This window comes from Streptomyces sp. NBC_01428, from assembly GCF_036231965.1.
Lineage (GTDB): Bacteria > Actinomycetota > Actinomycetes > Streptomycetales > Streptomycetaceae > Streptomyces.
This window is the reverse complement of record NZ_CP109499.1, coordinates 6550602-6570152: the sequence shown is the minus strand read 5'-3', so window position 1 is coordinate 6570152 and position 19551 is coordinate 6550602. Positions and strand designations below refer to the sequence as shown.

The window sequence follows — 19551 nt, the reverse complement described above, 5'->3', positions numbered from 1 at the left end:
CCGCCGGTGCCCGTCCGGACCCCGGGTCCGCCGCGCGGGTCTCCATCGGCCGGCAGCCGGTCAGCCCGGCGGCCACCAGCGCGGCCGCCGCCACCGTGACCGCCGCGCGGACTCCCCTGACGCGTGCCCGACCGTTCATGACTCCCCCTGGGGCGGACCGGGGCACACCGTCGGCGCGCCCTCCTCGCCCGTGACCACCGCGTACGGGGCGGTGGGGTTCCCGACGTGACACGGACGTGACGCGTCCGGACACCGTCCGGTACGGGTCTTTACGGGCGGGATCGCTTCGACAACGTGTAAGTCTCGTCTCACCTGCGGTAAAGCGCCCCCATGCGCCCCTCCCCGGCACGGGCACGGCCTTATTGTCTAAACGTCAAACGCCCTCGGGGTCCCGCACTCCTCCCAAAGGAGCCTTCATGACCGCGCCCGTCGTCCACTCGCTGCGCGAACAGATCCGCGAGCACATCGTGGAGGGGATCGTCAGCGGTCGCTGGAAGCCGGGCGAGCGGATCGTGGAGCGGCGGATCGCCACCGAGCTGGAGGTCAGCCAGACCCCGGTGCGGGAGGCACTGCGCGAGCTGGAGTCGCTGCGGCTGATCGAGTCCGCGCCGAACAAGGGCGTGCGGGTGCGGAACCTGACCGCCGCCGACCTGGAGGAGAGCTACCCCGTACGCGCCGGTCTGGAGGCCATCGCGGCGGAGCTGGCGGCCGAACGTCTCGCCGACGACTGCTCGGCCCTGGAACCGCATGTGAGCGCCCTGTACGAGGCCGACCGGCTGTCCGACGGGACCGGCCAGGTCCGGCACACCGTGGGCTTCCACCGGGAGCTGGTGCGGGCGGCCGGGAACTCCGTCCTCCTGCACACCTGGGAGGGCCTGGGCATCGAGGTCTTCACCGCCCTGTCCATAAGGTGGCTGGGGACGGTGCAGCAGTCGTACGCGGAGGAGCACGAGGCCCTCGTGGACGCCTTTCGGCGCCGCGATCCGCTGATCGCCGACCTGGTCAAGGCCCATGTCCTCGGGTGCGCACCCCGTCCGTGAGGGGTGCGGGGCGGCCGTGCGCCGGGACGCGTGACCCGGCACCCGCCCCCCGGTGACTCTCGGGCCGCTGCGACCTGCGGGCACAGCGGAGCACACCCGCGCTCAAGCGTGCCCTCACCTGCGGGAATCCCGGATTTCCGAGGCACCCCGTGCCTGAGGGCGAGGCACGCCGTGCCGACTTTTCCGATCTGAAGAGGTTTTCTCCCGGAACCCTTTGATCGATCATCGATCAGGGAGTTACAGTCACCGACGGGCTCCCACCCGAGCCCCCCGCCCTGTCCTGCCAAAGACCAAGGGCACCCCCGAAAACCCCTTGCCGACGAGGGAACCCCCCTCCGCATCCGGAAGGCGGCGCAATGACCGACCCCACCGCAATCCAGCCGAGCGAGCTCGACCAGCTCCCGGACCGCGACCCCGAGGAGACCGCCGAATGGCAGGCCTCCCTGGACGCCGTCACCCAGGCGGCCGGGCCGCACCGTGCCGCGTACCTGATGCGCCGCACGCTGGAGCGCGCCGAGGGCAACGGTCTCGCGCTGCCCAAGCTGCTCGAGACCGACTACGTCAACTCCATCCCGACCTCCGCCGAGCCCACCGTGGACGGTGACGAGGCGATGGAGTCCCGGATCACCGCGTGGAACCGCTGGAACGCGGCCGCGATGGTCACCCGCGGCGCGAAGCACGGCGTGGGCGGCCACATCGCCACCTTCGCCTCCGCGGCCTGGCTCTACGAGACGGGCTTCAACCACTTCTTCAAGGGCAAGGAGGCCGACGGGTCCGGCGACCAGCTCTACATCCAGGGCCACGCCTCCCCCGGTATCTACGCCCGCGCGTTCCTCGACGGGCGCCTGGACGAGCAGCACCTGGACAACTTCCGCCAGGAGTCGGGCGGCAACGGCCTCCCGTCGTACCCGCACCCGCGCCGGCTGCCCTGGCTGTGGGAGTTCCCGACCGTCTCCATGGGCCTCGGCCCGCTGTCGGCGATCTACCAGGCACGCTTCAACCGCTACCTCACCAACCGCGGCATCAAGGACGTCTCGGCGTCCCACGTGTGGGCGTTCCTCGGTGACGGCGAAATGGACGAGCCGGAGTCGACCGCGGCACTCGCACTGGCTTCCCGCGAGGGTCTGGACAACCTGACCTTCGTCATCAACTGCAACCTCCAGCGCCTCGACGGCCCGGTGCGCGCGAACTTCAAGATCGTGCAGGAGCTGGAGGCCCAGTTCCGCGGCGCCGGCTGGAACGTCGTGAAGTCGCTGTGGGGCAACGCGTGGGACGAGCTGTTCCAGCTCGACACCACGGGCGCGCTCGTCCGCCGCCTGCGCCAGGTACCCGACGCGCAGGTGCAGACGTACCAGACCCGCGACGCCGCCTACATCCGCCAGGACTTCTTCGGCGCCGACCCGGCGCTCGTCGAGATGGCGAAGCTGCTGAGCGACGACAAGATCCTGGAGTGCTTCCACCTCTCGCGCGGTGGCCACGAGGCGCGCAAGGTCTACGCCGCGTACCGGGCGGCCGTCGAGCACAAGGGCGCGCCGACCGTGATCCTGGCCCAGACGGTCAAGGGCCACACCCTCGGTGAGGGCTTCGCGTCGAAGAACGCCAACCACCAGATGAAGAAGCTGTCGACGGACGAGTTCAAGCAGATGCGTGACCTGCTCGAACTGCCCATCTCCGACAGCCAGTTCGTCGACGGCGTGGTGCCCTACGGCCACCCGGGCGCCGACTCCCCCGAGGTCCGCTACCTCCAGGAGCGGCGCGCCGCCCTCGGCGGTCCGGCCCCGGCCCGCCGCACGCACCCGCTGGCCCCGTTGCCCGCCGCCGCCGACAAGGCGTTCGCGTCCTTCGACAAGGGCTCCGGCTCGCAGAACATCGCGACCACCATGGCGTTCGTCCGCCTCGTCAAGGACCTGGTCCGCGACAAGGAGACCGGCAGGCGCTGGGTGCCGATCGTGCCCGACGAGGCCCGTACCTTCGGTATGGAGTCGCTCTTCCCGTCGCTCGGCATCTACTCGCCGAAGGGCCAGACGTACGAGCCGGTCGACCGCGACCAGCTGATGTACTACAAGGAGGCCACGAACGGCCAGATCCTCAACGAGGGGATCACCGAGGCCGGTTCGATGGCCGACTTCATCGCTGCGTCCACCGCGTACGCCACGCACGGCGAAGCGATGATCCCGTTCTACATCTTCTACTCGATGTTCGGCTGGCAGCGCACGGCCGACCAGATGTGGCAGCTCGGCGACCAGCTCGGCCGCGGCTTCCTGGTCGGCGCCACCGCCGGCCGCACGACGCTGACCGGTGAGGGCCTCCAGCACGCCGACGGCCACTCCCCCGTCATCGCGGCGACCAACCCGGCCGCGCTGTCCTACGACCCCGCGTTCGCCTACGAGATCGCGGCGATCGTCAAGGACGGTCTGCGCCGGATGTACGGCGAGGCGGCCCCGGGCGAGGACCAGAACGTCTTCTACTACCTGACCGTCTACAACGAGCCGATGCAGCAGCCCGCGAAGCCCGCGGGTGTCGACGAGGGCATCCTCAAGGGCCTGTACCGCTTCAACACGGCGGAGTCGGCGGGCGTGAACGTGGCGGCGGCGAACGCCCCGCGGATCCAGCTGCTCGGCTCCGGCACGGCGATCCACTGGACGCTCGCCGCCCAGAAGCTGCTCGCCGAGGAGTGGGGTGTGGCCGCCGACGTGTGGTCCGCGACCTCCTGGACCGAGCTGCGCCGTGACGCGCTGGAGGCCGACGCGGCCCTGCTGCGCGGCGAGGAGCGGGTGCCGTTCGTCCGCCAGGCGCTGCAGGGCGCCGAGGGCCCGGTCCTCGCGGTCTCCGACTACATGCGCCAGGTCCCGGACCAGATCGCGCAGTGGGTCGAGCAGGACTGGTCCTCGCTCGGTGCCGACGGCTTCGGTCTCTCCGACACCCGCGCGGCGGCCCGCCGCCACTTCGGTGTGGACGCCGAGTCGATCGTCGTCGCGGCGCTCGCGCAGCTCGCCCGCCGCGGTGAGGTCAAGGCGTCCGCGGTCAAGGAGGCCCGGGAGCGCTACGGCCTGTAGGCCCCGGCGGCGACAGCGGTCGCAGCGCCGGCGGTAAGAAGGACACCCGATGAGGGGCACGGCGCAGGCCGTGCCCCTCATCGGCGTTCCCGCCGTGGCCGGGTTGTCAGCGGTCCGTCTCCTTGTTGTCAGTGGGGCCCGGCATCATGAACGCATGCGCGCTGCTCGTCTGATCAAGATGGTGCTGCTGCTCCAGACCCGGACGTCGATGACCGCCGCCGAGCTGGCGCGGGAGCTGGAGGTGTCCGAGCGCACCATCACGCGGGACGCGCAGGCGCTCTCCGAGGCGGGGGTCCCGGTGTACGCGGACCGGGGCCGGGCCGGTGGCTACCGCCTGGTCGGGGGCTACCGCACGGGTCTCACGGGTCTGGCGCGCAGCGAGGCGGAGGCGCTGTTCCTGAGCGGGGTGCCGGGGGCGCTGCGTGAGATGGGCCTGGAGGACACGGCGTCGGCGGCCCGGCTGAAGGTGTCGGCGGCGCTCCAGCCCTCGGTGCGGGACGCCTCGCGGACGGCGGCGCAGCGTTTCCATCTGGACGCGCCCGCCTGGTTCAGCGAGCCGCAGACGCCGGAGCTGCTCCCGTCGGTCGCGGACGCGGTCTGGGACGACCGGCCGATCGTCGCGCGGTACCGGCGGGACGCCTCGGAGGTGGAGCGGACGCTCGAACCGTACGGTCTCGTCCTCAAGGCGGGCCTGTGGTACCTCTGCGCACGTGTGTCCGGTACGGAGGCCTTCCGGGTGTACCGGATCGACCGGTTCACCGCCGTCGAGCCCGGCGCGGAGCGGTTCCGGCGGGAGGACGGGTTCGATCTGCCGGGGTTCTGGGCGGAGCGGGCCGAGGAGTTCGCCCGGTCCGTCCTGCGGGCCGAGATCACCGTCCGGCTGTCCCCGGACGGCGTCCGCCGGCTGCCGTACGTGCTGGATCCGGCGTCCGCGAAGGAGGCGCTGGGGATGTCCGGTGTGCCCGACGGGCAGGGCTGGGTGGGCCTCACGCTGCTCATGGAGTCGGAGGAGGTCGCCCGCGCCCAGCTGCGCGGACTCGGACCGGAGGTGGAGGTGCTGGCTCCGGCGTCGCTGCGGGAGCGCTGCGCCGAGGACGCCGTCCGGTCGGCCGCGCTCTACCGGTGATCGCGGTTCCGTGGAGGGCCGCGGACGCGCGCCGCTTGAAATCCGTACGAACCCGGCGGTTTTACCTTCGGCATGTGCACGCATAACAATCTGCGCCACTCCGCGTGCGTCCCTCCCGCGCAGGCCCGATGCTTGACCCGTGATGGACGAGACGGAGTTCTGGCAGCTGGTGGATTCGACCCGCGAGGCTGCCGAGGGCGATCCCGAGGAACAGGCCGACCTGCTGGTCGAACGGCTCGTCCAGTTGGACCCCGACTCGGTCCTGGACTTCGCCCGGCACTTCGAGTCCCGCTACAACCGTGCCTACCGCTGGGATCTGTGGGGCGCCGCCTGGGTCCTGCTGGACGGGGCCAGCGACGACGCCTTCGACTTCTTCCGGTGCTGGCTGATCGGCCAGGGCCGCGAGGTCTTCGAGGGCGCGATGCACGACCCCGACACGCTCGCCGAGCTGCTGGACGACTTCGACGAGGAGATCGACGGCGACGGCGAGGAGCTCGGGTACGCGGCGGACGAGGCCTATGAGCAGCTGACCGGCGCCGTGGCACCTGACCTCGGCATCCCGGGCGCGGCCGCCGAGCCGGCCGGTACCCCGCTGGACTTCGAGAACGAGCCCCTCGTCGCGGAGCGCTACCCGAAGCTGTGGGAGCGGTTCCGGGAGAGCTGACCTCGGGCCTGCCCCGGCGCCCGGGCAGCGTGCGCCGCGCGGACCGTCGGCGGCGCGCTCAGGCCGTCGTCCTGCGCCGGGTGAGATCCGCGGGGAGGTAGGCCTGCGGCTGCTCGGCCCGCACGGTGTGGCGCAGGGGGGCCGCGTTGGCCTGTCCCAGCGCGGAGGCCGTGACCGCCGCCGGACCGAGGACGACGGTCGCCGCCGCGCAGACCACCACCCAGGGGCCCCGGACTCCGTTCGCCCAGCCGCCCGCCCGCTCCGGGTGTCCCGTGTTCTCCCGCCGACTGATGTTCATGATCCCCACCTCCGGTCAGTGCGTACACCCGATGCTGGGCGGCTCGGCTCTGCGGAGGCTGTGAGCGGCCTGCGGCGCGGCTGTGACCGGTCGTGCGGGCTCGCCAGGGACGGGACCCGGGGCGGGGAGCGCGCGGACTCGGGCGGGCGGTCAGCGGCCCTGGTAGCGGGCCGCATCGGCGCGGATCTCCGGGAGGCGGGCGGCGAGGGCGGCGCCCGGGCAGCTCGTCATGAAGCCGTCGTCGTGCCCGGCGATGGTGGGCAGGACGGCGGTGCTGCCCTTGGGGTAGCGGCTGAGGCTGTTGCTGGAGACGAGGCGGACGGTGCCCCGGGGGTCGACGCCGCCGAGGCCGAGCTTCCAGGCGGCGAGGCGGGCGATGGCGTCGGTCATGGCCTTCGGCACCGGCACGCCCGCCGTGAAGGTGCCGATCGCGGCGATCCCGGCGGTGCGGTGGTTGAAGCCCTGGGCGTGGGCTCCGGTGACGGGCCGGTCGACACCGCCGGCGCGGCCCTCGTAGATGGTGCCGCAGCGGTCGACGAGGAAGTTGTAGCCGATGTCGTCCCACTGCTTGGCGCCGGTCTGGCCCGCGTAGAGGTCGCCGATGATGCGGGGCACGTCGGCGCAGTCGTAGCCGTTCGGCGAGTCGGTGTGGTGGACGAAGACCGCGACGACGCGGTCGTCGTAGCGGGGCGGTGGCTGCCGGTGCGGGTCCGCGGACCGGAGCCACGTCGACCGCGGCACGATGGGCGGCCGTTCGACGGGGCGTTCCGCCGCCGCCCGCGCCGTCACCGGGGGCGCGACGGCCGCGCGCGTCGCGCTTCGGTCCACGCCCGCCGCGCAGGTCACGAGCGCCGCGACGGCGAGGAGGCCCGGCACGCAGGCCAGCAGGACGAGGGCCGGCTTCGGCAGCGCCGCCCAGGGGCGGCGCGGACTCCACGGTCCGGGGGGCCGGGGCTCGCGCCCCGATCGTGTGCGGGCCCCGTCCGCCCGGTGTTCCGGGCGTCCGTGGCGTACGGGGCGGGGTTCTCGCCGCCCGTTCCGTATTCGAGGCCCCCGAGCATTCCCGAAGACACGCATGGACCCACCCTGACCCGGATCCGCGCGGCCCGCGATGTGTGGTGTGCCACCCGGTGGAACCATCAGGTGTGTCCGGGACGTTTTTACAGGTCCACGCGTGTGTGGTCGTTTCCGCGGCACCACACGCGCGTGACTGATCAATGGGCCCGCCCGGCGCGTACTAAGGGGCCCCAGAGAAAGGCGGCTCCGTGGACGTGCTCGACCTCCTGCTGATGCTGGTCATCCTGGCCTACGCGGCGTCCGGGTACCGCCGTGGCCTGGTGGCCGGCTGTGTCTCGTTGGCAGGTTTCGTGGGCGGCGCCGTGATCGGCGTGTGGGTGCTGCCCTGGATGATGGAGCTGGTCACGGCGGGCACCCCGGCGGCGACGGTCACGGCGGTGCTCACGGTGCTGGTGCCCGGAGTGGTGGGTCACGAGCTGGCCGGGCGGCTGGCCATGAAGCTGCGCCGGGAGCTGGACCAGGGCCCGCTGCGGGTCGCGGACGGGATCGGCGGGGCCGCGGCGAACACCCTGGCGGTGCTGCTGGTGGCCTGGGTGGCCGCGAGCGTGCTGGGTGCCTCCTCGTCACCGGTGGTCACGCAGTCGATCCGCAACTCGGCGCTGCTGGGCGCCGTGCAGAAGACGATGCCGGAGACCACGCCGACGTGGTTCTCGCACGCCACCTCCGCGCTCACGGAGGCGGGCTTCCCGCAGGTCTTCAACCCCTTCGAGAACGAGCCGACGGCGGGTGTCGCGCGGCCCTCCGGCGACAGCGTCACCCCGTCCGCGACGAACGCCGCGAAGCTGAGCACGGTGAAGGTCGAGGGCGTGTCGGGCAACCAGGGCCGCGAGGGCAGTGGTTTCGTCTACTCCGCGCAGCGCGTGATGACCAACGCCCACGTGGTGGCGGGCATCGACCGGCCGACCGTCCGGGTGGGCGGGGTCAGCCGGCCCTATCCGGCGCGCGTGGTGCTGTTCGACCCGCAGAAGGACGTCGCCGTGCTGTACGTGCCGGGCCTGCGGGCCCCCGTGCTGCCCTTCGACGGGGTCGCCTCGCGCGGCGACTCCGCGGTGGTCGCGGGCTATCCCCAGGACGGCGGCCTCGACCTCCAGGCGGCCACGGTGGCGAGCCGGATCAACGCGACGGGCCAGAACATCTACAACTCCGGCACGGTGACCCGCGAGATCTACTCGATCCGCTCGACGGTCCGCCCGGGCAACTCCGGCGGCCCCCTGCTGACCACCGACGGCAAGGTGTACGGCGTGGTCTTCGCCCGGTCGACCTCGGACAGCGAGACGGGGTACGTGCTGACGGCGCACGAGGTGGCGGGCGACGCCCGCAAGGCGACGCACGCCACGGCCCGCGTCGACACGGGCGACCTGGTCACGTCCTGACCCGGGGCGGACCCTGCCCCGAGCTCCGGTCCCCGGCCCGGTTGCGACGCTCCCCGGTGCCGAGCGGCCGGCCGCTCAGAAGTGGGTGCCGCCGTCGATGCGCACCTCGGTGCCGGTGATGAAGCGTCCGTCCTCCGAGGCGAGCATGGCCACGACTCCGGCGACCGCCTCGGGACCGGCGAAGCCCTCGCCGAGGGCGGGCGCCAGCTTGGCGAACAGGCTCCGGTCGGCGTCCGCGGGCAGTCCGGGGCCGACACTCCGCCTGCTGGCGCCCGAGCCGTCGGTCATGCCCGAGGAGATGGATCCGGGCTGTACGGCGGTGAAGCGCACGCCCTGCTTGCCGTACTCGCTCGCCAGGGCGTGCGTCATGGACTGGATGCCGCCCTTGGAGGCCGCGTACGCCGCCATGTAGGGGTGGGCGAACGCCGCCGACGTCGAGCTGAAGTTGACGACGGCGGGCCCCTGTCCGGCGAGCAGGTGGGGCAGCGCCTCCCGGATCATCAGGAACGTGCCGGTCAGGTTGACGGCGATGACCTGGTTGAAGTCGGCGAGCGGCATCGTGTGGGTGTGCGCGGAGCGCAGGATGCCGGCGGCGTTGACGAGTACGTCCAGACCGCCGAGGACGCGGACGGCCTCGGCGACGGCCCCGCGGACGGACGCCTCGTCGGCGATGTCCACGACGACGGTGGTCAGCCGCCCGGCGTGGGCGCCCGCCCGGGCCGCGGTGTCGGCCAGGCCCGCGTCGCTCACGTCGGCGGCGACGACGTGCCCGCCCTCGGCCAGCATCCGCTCCACGGTGGCCTGGCCTATGCCGGAGCCGCCTCCGGTGACGAGCGCCCGGCGTCCTTCGTATCGGTTCATGGTGGTGGTCCTCCCGGTCCTCGGGCCGCCGCCGGTTCTCCCGGCACCGGCCGCGGCAGTGCGCGGTGATACGGCTGTGATACGGCGTAACGTATTGCACAGTACGTCGAGATGGCACGTTTTGCCATCACGGCGAACTGTGCCCCTCCCCACGTCCGCGGCGTACGCTTTCCCCGTGAGCAGCCAGCCGCCCCCGGCCCCCGAACCCCCCGCCCTCTCGCTGACCGAGCGCCGCAAGGCCGCGACCCAGCTCGACATCGCCCGCGCGGCGGCGGAGCTCTTCACGGAGTTCGGTCCGGACGGCACCACGGCCGAGGACATCGCCCGCCGGGCCGGCGTGGCCCTGCGCACCTTCTACCGCTACTTCCGCAACAAGCAGGACGCCGTGGGCCCGTTGCTCGCGTCGGGGGGCGACCGCTGGCGCGCCGTGCTCGCGGCGACCGGACCGGGCACGGCACTGCCCGAGGCCCTGGAGCGGGCGACCGTCGAGGCGCTGTCCGCACCGGACGCGCGCGCGGTGGACGGGCTGGAACAGACGCGGGCGCTGCTGCGCGCGGCGGTCGACGATCCGGCGCTGCGGGCCGTCTGGTACCGGGTGAACCAGGAGTCGGAGGAACGGCTGGTCCCGGTGGTGGCGCGGCTCGCGGGCGCCGACGCGGACCCGCTGGAGGTCCGGCTGGCCGCCGCGGCGGCCACCGACGCGATCAGGATCGCGCTGGAGACCTGGGCGGCCACGGACGCGGCGGCCGACGGTCCGGGCTCCCCCGCCGAGCTGGCGGTCCGCTGCCTGCGTCATCTCCTGGGCGGGATGCGCCCGTCACTCACCGCGGACGAGAACTGACGCCCGCTCGCGGGATCGGCGGCGCGCCCGGGCGCGAACGAGGCTGGCTGCGGGCGGGTGGCGCGGGGGAACGCGCGACGGTCGCCGGGAGCGGCCCCCGACGCGCTTCGGTCAGAGGGAGCGGCCCATGAGGACGTCGTCCACGTAGACCCCGTCGAGCAGGAATTCCTCGCGCAGGACGCCCTCGACGGCGAAGCCCTCGGAGGCGTAGAGCCCGCGCGCCGGGGCGTTGTGGCCGAGCACCCGCAGCGTGATGCGCCGGGCACCCTGGCCGCGGGCCTCCTCGCACACGGCCCGCAGCAGCGCGCGGCCCACCCCGGCGCCGCGCGCCTCGTCGGCGACGGCGAGTCCGAGGATCTGCCGGACGTGCGCGTTGCAGGCGAGCGGGGTCGGGAAGCCCAGCCGGATGTACCCGACGACCCGGCCGTCGAGTTCGGCGACGAGGTGGTCGCGGGGGCCGAACCGCTCGCTGTAGAACGGCTCGTAGGGCGGCTGGGGCCGCGGCATGACGGCGTGCAGCGTGGACCAGGTGTCGCGGTCGAGCCTGCCGAGCGCGTCCTCGTCGTCGAGGGTGGCGGTACGTATGTGCGGTGCGGCTGCCATGCCGATCACTGTACGGCGGCCGTACGGAGGTCCGTTCCGGGATTTCCGCCGTCCTGCGGGCAGGATGGATCCATGAGCGACTCCTCCCTCCCCCCGGGTTCCCGTATCGCGATCGCCGGCGCGTCCGGCCTCATCGGCTCCGAACTCGCACGCTCCCTGCGGGCGGACGGACACGAGGTGGTGCGGCTCGTGCGGCACGCCCCCCGTTCGCGGGACGAGGTGCGCTGGGACCCGCAGCGGCAGCGGATCGACGCGGCCGGGCTCCTCGGGTGCGCCGCCGTGGTCAACCTCGCCGGCGCCGGGGTCGCCTCGCGTCCGTGGACCGAGGCGTACAAGAAGCAGATCCGGGACAGCCGGGTGCTCGGGACGGCGACGCTCGCCGAGGCGGTGGCCTCGCTCGACGAGCCGCCGCGGGTCTTCGTGAACGGCAGCGCGATCGGCTTCTACGGCGACACGGGCAGCCGCGCGGTGGACGAGTCGGCGCCGCCCGGCGACGGGTTCCTGTCCTCGGTGTGCGTGGAGTGGGAGGAGGCGACGGCGCCCGCGCAGGAGGCCGGGGTGCGCACGGTGCTGCCCCGGACCGGGCTCGTGGTGTCCCGGGCGGGCGGGGCGTGGGCGAAGCTGTTTCCGCTGTTCAAGGCGGGCCTCGGCGGCCGGCTGGGCGACGGCCGCCAGTACTGGAGCTTCATCGCCCTGCACGACGAGGTGGCCGCGATCCGGCACCTCATGGACACGGAGTCGGTGTCCGGGCCGGTGAACCTGACGGCCCCCGACCCGCTCACCAACCGGGAGATCACCGAGGCCATGGGCCGGGTGCTGCACCGCCCGACCCTGCTGGCCACGCCCGCTCCGCTCATGCGCCTGGCCCTGGGCGAGATGTCCGGGGAGATCCTGGGCAGCCAGCGCGTGCTCCCGACCCGTCTGCTCGAGTCCGGCTTCACCTTCGCGTTCCCGTCGATCGACGGGACACTGCGGGCCGCTCTGGGCTGAGGACGGGAACGGGCCGCTCCGGGCCGAGGCCGGGAAGGGGGAGCGCGCACGCCGGGCGCGCCCCCGCCCGGCCGCTCCGCCGGCCTCCCGGCCTCCCCCGGCGGGCACATGCACCCCCCGTGCCCCCGTGCACGGCTGCCGCGCGGCTTCCGCCCACGGCGCGGGCCTCGCACCCTCGATCCGAACTCGGGTATTCCTGAAGCCTGTTGGGGGCATGACGTCCCCACCGGCCGCGCAACCTCGAGGAGGGGCACGTGCCAGAGCCCGCACGTCAAGCCGCGCACAGTGCGGCGATCGCGGAATACGCAGCAGAGGTGGACGTCGTGGTGGTGGGAGCCGGTGTCGCCGGCCTCGCGGCCGCACGACATCTGACCGGGGCGGGGTTGAGGACCGTCGTCCTGGAGGCCGGCCCCCAGGTGGGCGGCCGGATGTCCACGGAGAAGGTCGACGGCTTCCGCCTGGACCGGCTCGGCCGGCTCCTGTCCACCTCGTACCCGGAACTGCGCCACACCCCGGGCCTGGACGGCCTGGTCCTGCGGCCGTTCTCGCCCGGCGTGCTGCTGCACAGCGACGGCCACCACCACCGGGCCGCCGCACCCGGCACTCCACGGAGCGCAAGGGGCGCACTCAGCACCGCACGCGCCCTCGCGAGCGCCCCCCGGCTGCCGCTGGCCCGCCCGGCGCGCAGCACCTCCCGGCCCGGACCGCTCGGCGGCCCGCTGGACCAGTCCCGTCTGGCGATGGCCCTCGGCCGGCTCGCCGCGACCGAGCCGGAGCGGCTCCTCGCGCGCCCCGACCTCACCGCGGCCCGTTCGCTGACGGCCCGGGGCCTGCCACCCCGTACGGTCGACGGCTTTCTGCGCCCCCTGCTGGCCGCCCTGCTCTGCGACCCGGAGCTCGGGACGTCGAGCCGGTGCGCGGATCTCGCCCTGCACTCCTTCGCCACGGGCCGGCTGTGTCTGCCGGAGGGCGGCGCGGACGCGCTCCCGGAGCTGCTCGCGGTCGGCCTGCCGCCGGGTACCGTGCACACGAACGTCGAGGTCACCGCCGTCTCCACGACCAGGGTCTCGACGCGGGACCACGGCGAGATCCGCTGCCGGTCCGTCCTGCTGGCGACGGGGGCGCGCGCCGCCGCGGACTTCCTGCCCGGGCTGCACGTCCCGGCCTTCCATCCGGTGACCGTCCTGCACCACACCATGGACGAGCCCCCGCTCACCGACCCGGCCCTCCTCCTGGACGCCGACCGGGGCGGCCCGGTGGCCCACACCGCGGTCGTCAGCCAGGTCGACCCGACGCGGGCACCGGCGGGCCGCGCCCTGGTCTCCTCGACCGTGCTCGGCACCCCGCCCGGCGCGGCCCACCTGGACGCGACGGTCCGCGCCCAACTGGCGCGCCTCTACGGGACGTCGACGTCCCGCTGGGAACTGCTGGCGGTCCATCACGAACCCGAGGCGGTCCCGGCGATGCCGCCGCCGCACGACGCGCGGCGCCCGGTACGGCTGCTGGCGGGCCTGTACGTGTGCGGCGACCACCGGGACACCAGCACCGTCCAGGGCGCGCTGCACTCGGCCCGACGGGCCGCCCACGCCCTCCTGCGGGACCTGGACGTCCGCCGGGCCCCGTCGGAGCAGCGGCTGGAGTCCGCGGCCGCCTGACGGCCCCCGGCCCGCCCGGCGGGCACAGCCGACTTCCCGGTCTCCGGCACCCCAGGCCGGAGACCGGGGACGACCGCCGCGGTCCCCCTGGCTCAGCCCAGCGTGGACACCTTGTCCCGGTATCCGCGCACGGGCGCCGCGTCCTTGTACGGTTCGAGCCGCTTCTCGAAGTCCCGTACGTACTCGACGGCCCGGGCCGATCGCATCTCCGCCGCCTGCCCGGCCGCCTCCGCGCCCAGCAGGCAGGCCTGGTCGAGCTCGCCGAGCCCGAGCCGGGCGGAGGCGAGCACCACCCGGCAGAACAGCCGGCTGCGGGCGTAGCCGGGCGCGCGCAGTTGCAGCGAGCGCTCGGCGTGCTGCGCGGCGGCCCGGAACTGCTGGAGGTCCCGGTGGCAGTGCCCGAACTCGTCGGCGAGCTGGGCCTCGTCGAAGAACCGGGCCCAGTGCGGGACCTCGTCGCCGGACCGGGACGCCTCCAGCGCCCGTTCGGCCCGGACCAGCGAGGCCGTGCAGGCCCGCACCTCGCCGAGCACACCGTGCCCCCGCGCCTCGACGGCGTGCAGCAGCGCCTGGACCAGGTGCGGTCCCGACGACCCGAGTCCCTGCTGGGCGACCCGGGCGAGCTGCACGGCCTCCCGCCCGTGTCCGAGGTAGACGGCCTGCCGGCTCATCGTGATGAGCACGTACGCCCCGTACACCCGGTCCCCCGCGGCCTGCGCGAGCCGCAGCGCCTGGACGAAGTACCGCTGGGCGAGCCCGTGCGCGCCGATGTCGTACGAGGTCCAGCCGGCGAGCCGGGTGAGGTCGGAGGCCGCGGCGAACAGGTGGCGGCCGGTCTGTTCGCCGTACGCGCCGCGCAGCATCGGCTCGGCCTCGTGCTCGAGGTAGCGCACCAGTGCCTGCCGGGCGTGGCCGCCGCCGTAGGCGTGGTCGAGGGCGCGGAAGAGTTCGCCGACCGACCGGAGGGCGGCGATGTCCCCTCCGGTGACCCGCTGGCCCGGACCGCGCTCGGTGCGGGTCCGCCGGGCGGGAGGGACGCCCGGTTCGGGCGGGGCGGTGAGCCGGGGGGCCGCCGGACGCCCCTGGGGAGGCACCCGGGAGGGCTGGTCCCCGTGTGCGACGCGGTCGTCGGCCCGGCCGATCAGCCAGTCCCGGCTGGGGACGACGAGTCCGGCCGGGGTGAAGGCGATCTTGCGGAGTTCGGCGTGGCTGCCGGAGTCCTTGCGCCACAGGCCGCTGACGATGTCGACGGCCTCCTCCGGGGTGGCCGCGAACTCCAGCCCGGCGTAGACGGGTGCGCAGGCGTCGAGTCCGAGGTCCTGCGCGGTCAGGCGCCGGCCGAGGCGGCGGGTGAAGACCTCGGCGATGAGCGCGGGCGTGGTGCCGCGGGGCTGCTGCCCCCGCAGCCACCGCGTCACCGACGTCTTGTCGTATCTGAGGTCGAGTCCGTGTTCCAGACCGAGCTGGTCCACGCGACGGGCGAGACCTGCGTTGGAGAACCCCGCTTCTGCGATGAGCGCGGCGAGCTGGCGGTTGGGAGTGCGCTGCGCGGGTCGTTCCGTCATCTGCGGTGCGGTCTCCTGCCTTTCGGGTCAGCAAGGGGCCTCGGGGCGGCGTGGAGCGTGCTCGGACCGCCCCGAGGCCGCCTGGTGCCCGGATTGCCTGTGAGCAGCCCTTATGGCCTCGTGAACGGCGCGAATGTAGCGGAGCGTGAGCACGTCATCGCACACTTCGACATTCATTCATCCGATCGTGTGAGGATTGACCGTCGAGCTGACGCGTGACGGCCGGACGTACAGTGGCGTGGGCGCGCGACGGACCTGACGAAAGGTTCTTCCACGTGCCGCGCACGGGGCCACCACCGCCCCAGGAAGCTTCGAGGGAGGCGCTTGCCGTGAGTGAGTTGCGGTTCGTCCGCATGGGATTCGGTGCGGAGGCCGTCGAGTACCAGGAGGCGTGGGACGAGCAGCGTCGCGTGCACGCCGCCCGGTTCCTGGACGAGGTCCCCGACACCTGTCTGCTCCTGGAGCACCCGCCGGTCTACACGGCGGGCCGGCGCACGGCGGACAACGAGCGGCCCCTGGACGGCACGCCGGTCATCGACGTGGACCGCGGCGGCAAGATCACCTGGCACGGCCCGGGCCAGCTCGTCGGCTACCCCATCCAGAAGCTCCCCCGCCCGGTGGACGTCGTGGCACACGTGCGCCGCCTGGAAGAGGCGCTCATCCGCACGTGCGCGGAGTTCGGCCTGGAGACCAGCCGGGTCGAGGGCCGCAGCGGTGTGTGGATCCTCGGCGACGCCAAGGACCCCGCCGAACAGCTCCCGGCGCTCGGCGGACTCTCCCTGGACTTCGACCCGCGGCTCCAGGACGAGGAGTTCGACCCGCGGCTCGACGGCCCGGAGTACGCGCCCTCCAACGCCGGCCAGCGCCGTGAGGACCGCAAGATCGCCGCGATCGGCATCCGGGTCGCCAAGGGCGTCACCATGCACGGCTTCGCCCTGAACGTGAACCCGGACAACGCCTGGTTCGACCGGATCATCCCGTGCGGCATCCGCGACGCGGGCGTCGCCTCGCTGGCGGGCGAACTCGGCCGCGACGTGACCATCGCCGAGGTCCTGCCGGTGGCCGAGCGGCATCTTCGGGACGTCCTGGAGAACGCGGAGCTGCAGCCGCGGGTCGTGGAACGGACGCCGGCCTAGAAACCCGCCCCCGGACGGGGCGGCCGTACGGGAATGGACCCCTGTTCCCGAAGGTTGCCCACCTCGGGGGCCGAGAACCGCACGGGCGTACCCTGGTGTACGCCGAAGAATCGAAGCTACAGGGAGCCGATGTGTCCGCAGTCGCACCCGACGGACGCAAGATGCTGCGCCTGGAGGTCCGGAACAGCCAGACCCCCATCGAGCGCAAGCCCGAGTGGATCAAGACCCGGGCGAAAATGGGCCCCGAGTACACGAAGATGCAGGCGCTCGTGAAGAGCGAGGGCCTGCACACCGTCTGCCAGGAGGCGGGCTGCCCCAACATCTACGAGTGCTGGGAAGACCGCGAGGCCACCTTCCTCATCGGCGGTGACCAGTGCACGCGGCGCTGCGACTTCTGCCAGATCGACACGGGCAAGCCCGAGGCGCTGGACCGTGACGAGCCGCGCCGTGTCGGTGAGTCCGTCGTCACGATGGACCTGAACTACGCCACCATCACCGGCGTCGCCCGCGACGACCTGGAGGACGGCGGTGCCTGGCTGTACGCCGAGACGGTCCGCCAGATCCACGCCCAGACGGCGGGCCGCGAGACCGGCCGCACCAAGGTCGAGCTGCTGGCCCCGGACTTCAACGCCGAGCCCGAGCAGCTCGCCGAGGTCTTCTCCTCGCGCCCCGAGGTCTTCGCGCACAACGTCGAGACCGTGCCGCGGATCTTCAAGCGCATCCGCCCCGGCTTCCGCTACGAGCGCTCGCTCAAGGTCATCACCGAGGCCCGTGACTACGGTCTGGTCACGAAGTCGAACCTGATCCTCGGCATGGGCGAGACCCGCGAGGAGGTCAGCGAGGCGCTCCAGCAGCTGCACGACGCGGGCTGCGAGCTCATCACGATCACGCAGTACCTGCGGCCCACCGTGCGCCACCACCCCGTGGAGCGCTGGGTCAAGCCGCACGAGTTCGTGGAGCTGAAGGAGGAGGCCGAGGAGATCGGTTTCTCCGGCGTCATGTCGGGTCCGCTGGTCCGTTCCTCGTACCGGGCCGGCCGGCTCTACCAGATGGCCGTCGAGAAGCGCGGCGCCTATGTCGCCTCCCAGGCGGTCTGATTACGCCGAACGGGAAGCGCTCGCGAGATTTTGCGAAACGAAGGCGGTGGCACTGAGTGCCACCGCCTTCGTGTGAGTCCGGGCACAGCCAACTCACCGTTCACACCGGCCCGTTCACGGCCGTCGCGGCCATCCGCGCAGTTGGAGACGCCACCGCGGACGCATCGGAAATACGACCCGCGGCGTCAAGGTTTCATCGGTGTTTGACCGGTCGGTCACGCCCTGGTAACACCAATCAGTGACCCTTGTCCTACACCCCGTACCGCCCCGCACGAGCCACCCATCCCGAGGGGGGACCTCCGCCATGCAGGCCGCGCCCGTTCGCGCCACCGCGATCCCGTCGTTCACCGATGCACTCCGTGCCGTCGAGTCGCTGCTGATGAGCAGTGGGCAGCGCACCGCCCGCCGCAACGCGTGGACCTCCGTCCTGGAGGACCGCCGCCGCGCGAAGGACCGGGTCGAGGCGCAGCTCGTGCTCGAATCCGTTCTGACGCGTCCCTGACCCCCGGCGCCGCGCCTCCGCGGCCCCGCTCGCCCGGTACTGCCGTCGAAGGCGCTTCCCGGGCCACGTAGACTTCCTGGCATGGCGAGGAAGGAACCCGCAGCGGACGCTGCGAACCCCGGGCGACTCAAGCAGATCGTCCAGACGTACAAGATGACCCGCAGGGCCGACAAGTTGATCGGTCTTGTACTCGCGGCTGTCGGAATTGTCACCTTCGGTGTCATCCTCGCGATCGGCTTCTTGATCGGCCACCCGGTCTATCTCGGCATCCTCGGGCTCCTGCTCGCCTTCCTCGCGACGGCGATCGTCTTCGGGCGCAGGGCCGAGCGGGCCGCCTTCGGGCAGATGGAGGGACAGCCCGGCGCAGCGGCGGCGGTGCTCGACAACATCGGCCGGGGCTGGACCACGACTCCGGCGGTGGCGATGAACCGCAGCCAGGACGTGGTGCACCGCGCGGTCGGCAAGGCCGGCATCGTGCTGGTCGCCGAGGGCAACCCGAACCGGGTGAAGAGCCTGCTGGCCGCCGAGAAGAAGAAGATGGCGCGGATCGTCTCGGACGTTCCGGTGCACGACATCCTCGTGGGCACGGGCGAGAACACGGTGGAGCTGAAGAAGCTCCGCACGACGATGCTCAAGCTGCCGCGCGTCCTCACCGGCCCGCAGGTCACCGCGACCAACGACCGGCTGCGCGCGATGGGCGACCTCATGAGCAACATGCCGCTGCCGAAGGGCCCGATGCCCAAGGGCATGCGGATGCCGCGCGGCGGCAAGGGCCGCTGACGCACCCAGGACCAGAACGCCGATGGGGCGCCCGGAGATTCTCCGGGCGCCCCATCGGCGTTCTGTAGGGCGTGCGGGCCGTGTGGGCCGCACTCCGGGATGCCGTCGCCTCCGCCCGGCGGGGAGAGACGGCTCAATCATCGAGAGCCGCTGCGGCCGGACCGACGGAGTGGCCGCCTCCTGGCCGGTCACGGCCGCCGGACTCACGGAGCAACCGCTCCTCCGCGGCCACGGCGGCCGGGTTCACGAAGTGACCGCTCCTCGGCTGCCACGGCGGCCGGGCTCACGGAGTGGCCGCGGGCGGTCGCGCCGTGCGGGTCAGGCGCGGACCTCGATCGTGCGGGCCAGCCGGTCGTGCAGGCCGCGGCCGTCGCGGTCCCAGATCAGCGCCGGGACGGCCACGCACAGCAGCGCGGTGCGCAGCAGGACGCGCAGGGGGTTCAGCCGGCCGCCGCCCTCCGGGACGACGCGCAGACCGAACAGCCGCTTGCCCGGCGTGAAGCCGACGGTACCGACCGTGAGCAGGCCGAGAACGAAGAAGACGAGGAGGGCCCAGTTGCCCGTGGCCTGGTCGTAGCCATGGGTGAGCAGCCCGTATGCGATCAGGAGGCACAGGCCCCAGTCGACGACGAGGGCGCCGAGCCGGCGCCCGGGGCGGGCGATCGAGCCCGGTCCCTGCTCCGGCAGACCGAGCTGTTCGCCGCGGTATCCGAAGTCGACACCGGCGTCCTCGGCGGCCGCACGGGGTCCGGAGAGCCACGATCCGATTGCTTGCCTGTTGTCCACGCGTCCACGGTACTGTGCCCGTTTTGACCTGTGGACAGGAGGGGCCGTACGGACCCGGGTCGGTTAACTTGGGCGAAACAAATGGGTCACGCTTGAGAAAT

At 72.9% G+C, this 19551-nt stretch carries 18 protein-coding genes; 12 read left to right on the top strand and 6 right to left on the bottom strand.

The annotated features are described in order from the left end of the window. The first annotated feature begins 416 nt into the window (after nt 1-416). The 4 genes from OG406_RS28410 (at nt 417) to OG406_RS28395 (ending at nt 5886) form a co-directional block, all read left to right on the top strand. Entirely contained in the window at nt 417-1040 is a 624-nt protein-coding gene (locus tag OG406_RS28410; RefSeq protein ID WP_164373264.1) for a GntR family transcriptional regulator, read from the top strand. Between the two features lie 356 nt (nt 1041-1396). Next, nucleotides 1397-4096: a pyruvate dehydrogenase (acetyl-transferring), homodimeric type gene (gene aceE / locus OG406_RS28405; protein ID WP_164373262.1), complete on the top strand. Its 2700-nt coding sequence runs from the start codon at nt 1397-1399 to the stop codon at nt 4094-4096. A gap of 154 nt (nt 4097-4250) precedes the next feature. Further along, on the top strand, nt 4251-5222 hold the full coding sequence (locus tag OG406_RS28400; protein WP_164373260.1) for a helix-turn-helix transcriptional regulator: 972 nt from the start codon (nt 4251-4253) through the stop codon (nt 5220-5222). 142 nt (nt 5223-5364) lie between these two features. Further along, nucleotides 5365-5886 carry a DUF4240 domain-containing protein gene (locus tag OG406_RS28395; RefSeq protein ID WP_267051604.1) on the top strand — a complete coding sequence of 174 codons (522 nt, stop codon included), beginning with the start codon at nt 5365-5367 and terminating at the stop codon, nt 5884-5886. 58 nt (nt 5887-5944) lie between these two features. Here the strand turns inward: OG406_RS28395 and OG406_RS28390 are convergent, their stop codons facing one another. Together OG406_RS28390 and OG406_RS28385 are read right to left on the bottom strand one after the other, a co-directional pair. Beyond that, a complete protein-coding gene (locus OG406_RS28390; RefSeq protein WP_164373258.1) occupies nt 5945-6184 on the bottom strand; it encodes a hypothetical protein in 240 nt (79 codons plus the stop codon). Between the two features lie 150 nt (nt 6185-6334). Beyond that, on the bottom strand, nt 6335-7060 hold the full coding sequence (locus tag OG406_RS28385; RefSeq protein WP_267050600.1) for a peptidoglycan recognition protein family protein: 726 nt from the start codon (nt 7058-7060) through the stop codon (nt 6335-6337). A gap of 389 nt (nt 7061-7449) precedes the next feature. Between OG406_RS28385 and OG406_RS28380 the strand changes: the two genes are divergently transcribed. Continuing rightward, nucleotides 7450-8634 carry a MarP family serine protease gene (locus tag OG406_RS28380; RefSeq protein WP_164373254.1) on the top strand — a complete coding sequence of 395 codons (1185 nt, stop codon included), beginning with the start codon at nt 7450-7452 and terminating at the stop codon, nt 8632-8634. A gap of 75 nt (nt 8635-8709) precedes the next feature. Here OG406_RS28380 and OG406_RS28375 read toward each other — a convergent pair whose 3' ends face one another. Then, nucleotides 8710-9495 (bottom strand): SDR family NAD(P)-dependent oxidoreductase, encoded by a 786-nt coding sequence (locus OG406_RS28375; protein ID WP_267050601.1) that lies wholly within the window; start codon nt 9493-9495, stop codon nt 8710-8712. A 175-nt stretch (nt 9496-9670) separates the two neighbouring features. Between OG406_RS28375 and OG406_RS28370 the strand changes: the two genes are divergently transcribed. After that, entirely contained in the window at nt 9671-10336 is a 666-nt protein-coding gene (locus OG406_RS28370) for a TetR/AcrR family transcriptional regulator (RefSeq protein ID WP_329188465.1), read from the top strand. A gap of 111 nt (nt 10337-10447) precedes the next feature. Here OG406_RS28370 and OG406_RS28365 read toward each other — a convergent pair whose 3' ends face one another. Beyond that, a complete protein-coding gene (locus tag OG406_RS28365) occupies nt 10448-10939 on the bottom strand; it encodes a GNAT family N-acetyltransferase (RefSeq protein ID WP_081221513.1) in 492 nt (163 codons plus the stop codon). Between the two features lie 72 nt (nt 10940-11011). Between OG406_RS28365 and OG406_RS28360 the strand changes: the two genes are divergently transcribed. After that, nucleotides 11012-11929, top strand: coding sequence for a TIGR01777 family oxidoreductase (locus OG406_RS28360; protein ID WP_266613147.1), 918 nt, complete (start codon nt 11012-11014; stop codon nt 11927-11929). A gap of 293 nt (nt 11930-12222) precedes the next feature. After that, nucleotides 12223-13584: an NAD(P)/FAD-dependent oxidoreductase gene (locus tag OG406_RS28355; RefSeq protein ID WP_329191016.1), complete on the top strand. Its 1362-nt coding sequence runs from the start codon at nt 12223-12225 to the stop codon at nt 13582-13584. A gap of 92 nt (nt 13585-13676) precedes the next feature. On the opposite strand, the gene OG406_RS28350 is transcribed toward OG406_RS28355, so the two are convergent. Further along, a complete protein-coding gene (locus OG406_RS28350; RefSeq protein ID WP_081216836.1) occupies nt 13677-15149 on the bottom strand; it encodes a regulator in 1473 nt (490 codons plus the stop codon). Nucleotides 15150-15478: 329 nt separating this feature from the next. Between OG406_RS28350 and lipB the strand changes: the two genes are divergently transcribed. The 4 genes from lipB to OG406_RS28330 all read left to right on the top strand — a co-directional run bounded on the left by lipB (nt 15479) and on the right by OG406_RS28330 (nt 18664). Continuing rightward, complete coding sequence (gene lipB / locus OG406_RS28345; RefSeq protein WP_164373245.1) at nt 15479-16285, top strand: lipoyl(octanoyl) transferase LipB; 807 nt, start codon at nt 15479-15481, stop codon at nt 16283-16285. 131 nt (nt 16286-16416) lie between these two features. Continuing rightward, nucleotides 16417-17382, top strand: coding sequence for a lipoyl synthase (lipA, locus tag OG406_RS28340; protein ID WP_164373244.1), 966 nt, complete (start codon nt 16417-16419; stop codon nt 17380-17382). 304 nt (nt 17383-17686) lie between these two features. Further along, complete coding sequence (locus OG406_RS28335) at nt 17687-17884, top strand: SCO2195 family GlnR-regulated protein (protein WP_081216839.1); 198 nt, start codon at nt 17687-17689, stop codon at nt 17882-17884. Between the two features lie 81 nt (nt 17885-17965). Continuing rightward, nucleotides 17966-18664, top strand: coding sequence for a DUF4191 domain-containing protein (locus OG406_RS28330; protein WP_081216840.1), 699 nt, complete (start codon nt 17966-17968; stop codon nt 18662-18664). Between the two features lie 318 nt (nt 18665-18982). Here OG406_RS28330 and OG406_RS28325 read toward each other — a convergent pair whose 3' ends face one another. Further along, nucleotides 18983-19450 (bottom strand): RDD family protein, encoded by a 468-nt coding sequence (locus OG406_RS28325; RefSeq protein WP_081216841.1) that lies wholly within the window; start codon nt 19448-19450, stop codon nt 18983-18985. Between the last annotated feature and the right edge of the window lie 101 nt (nt 19451-19551).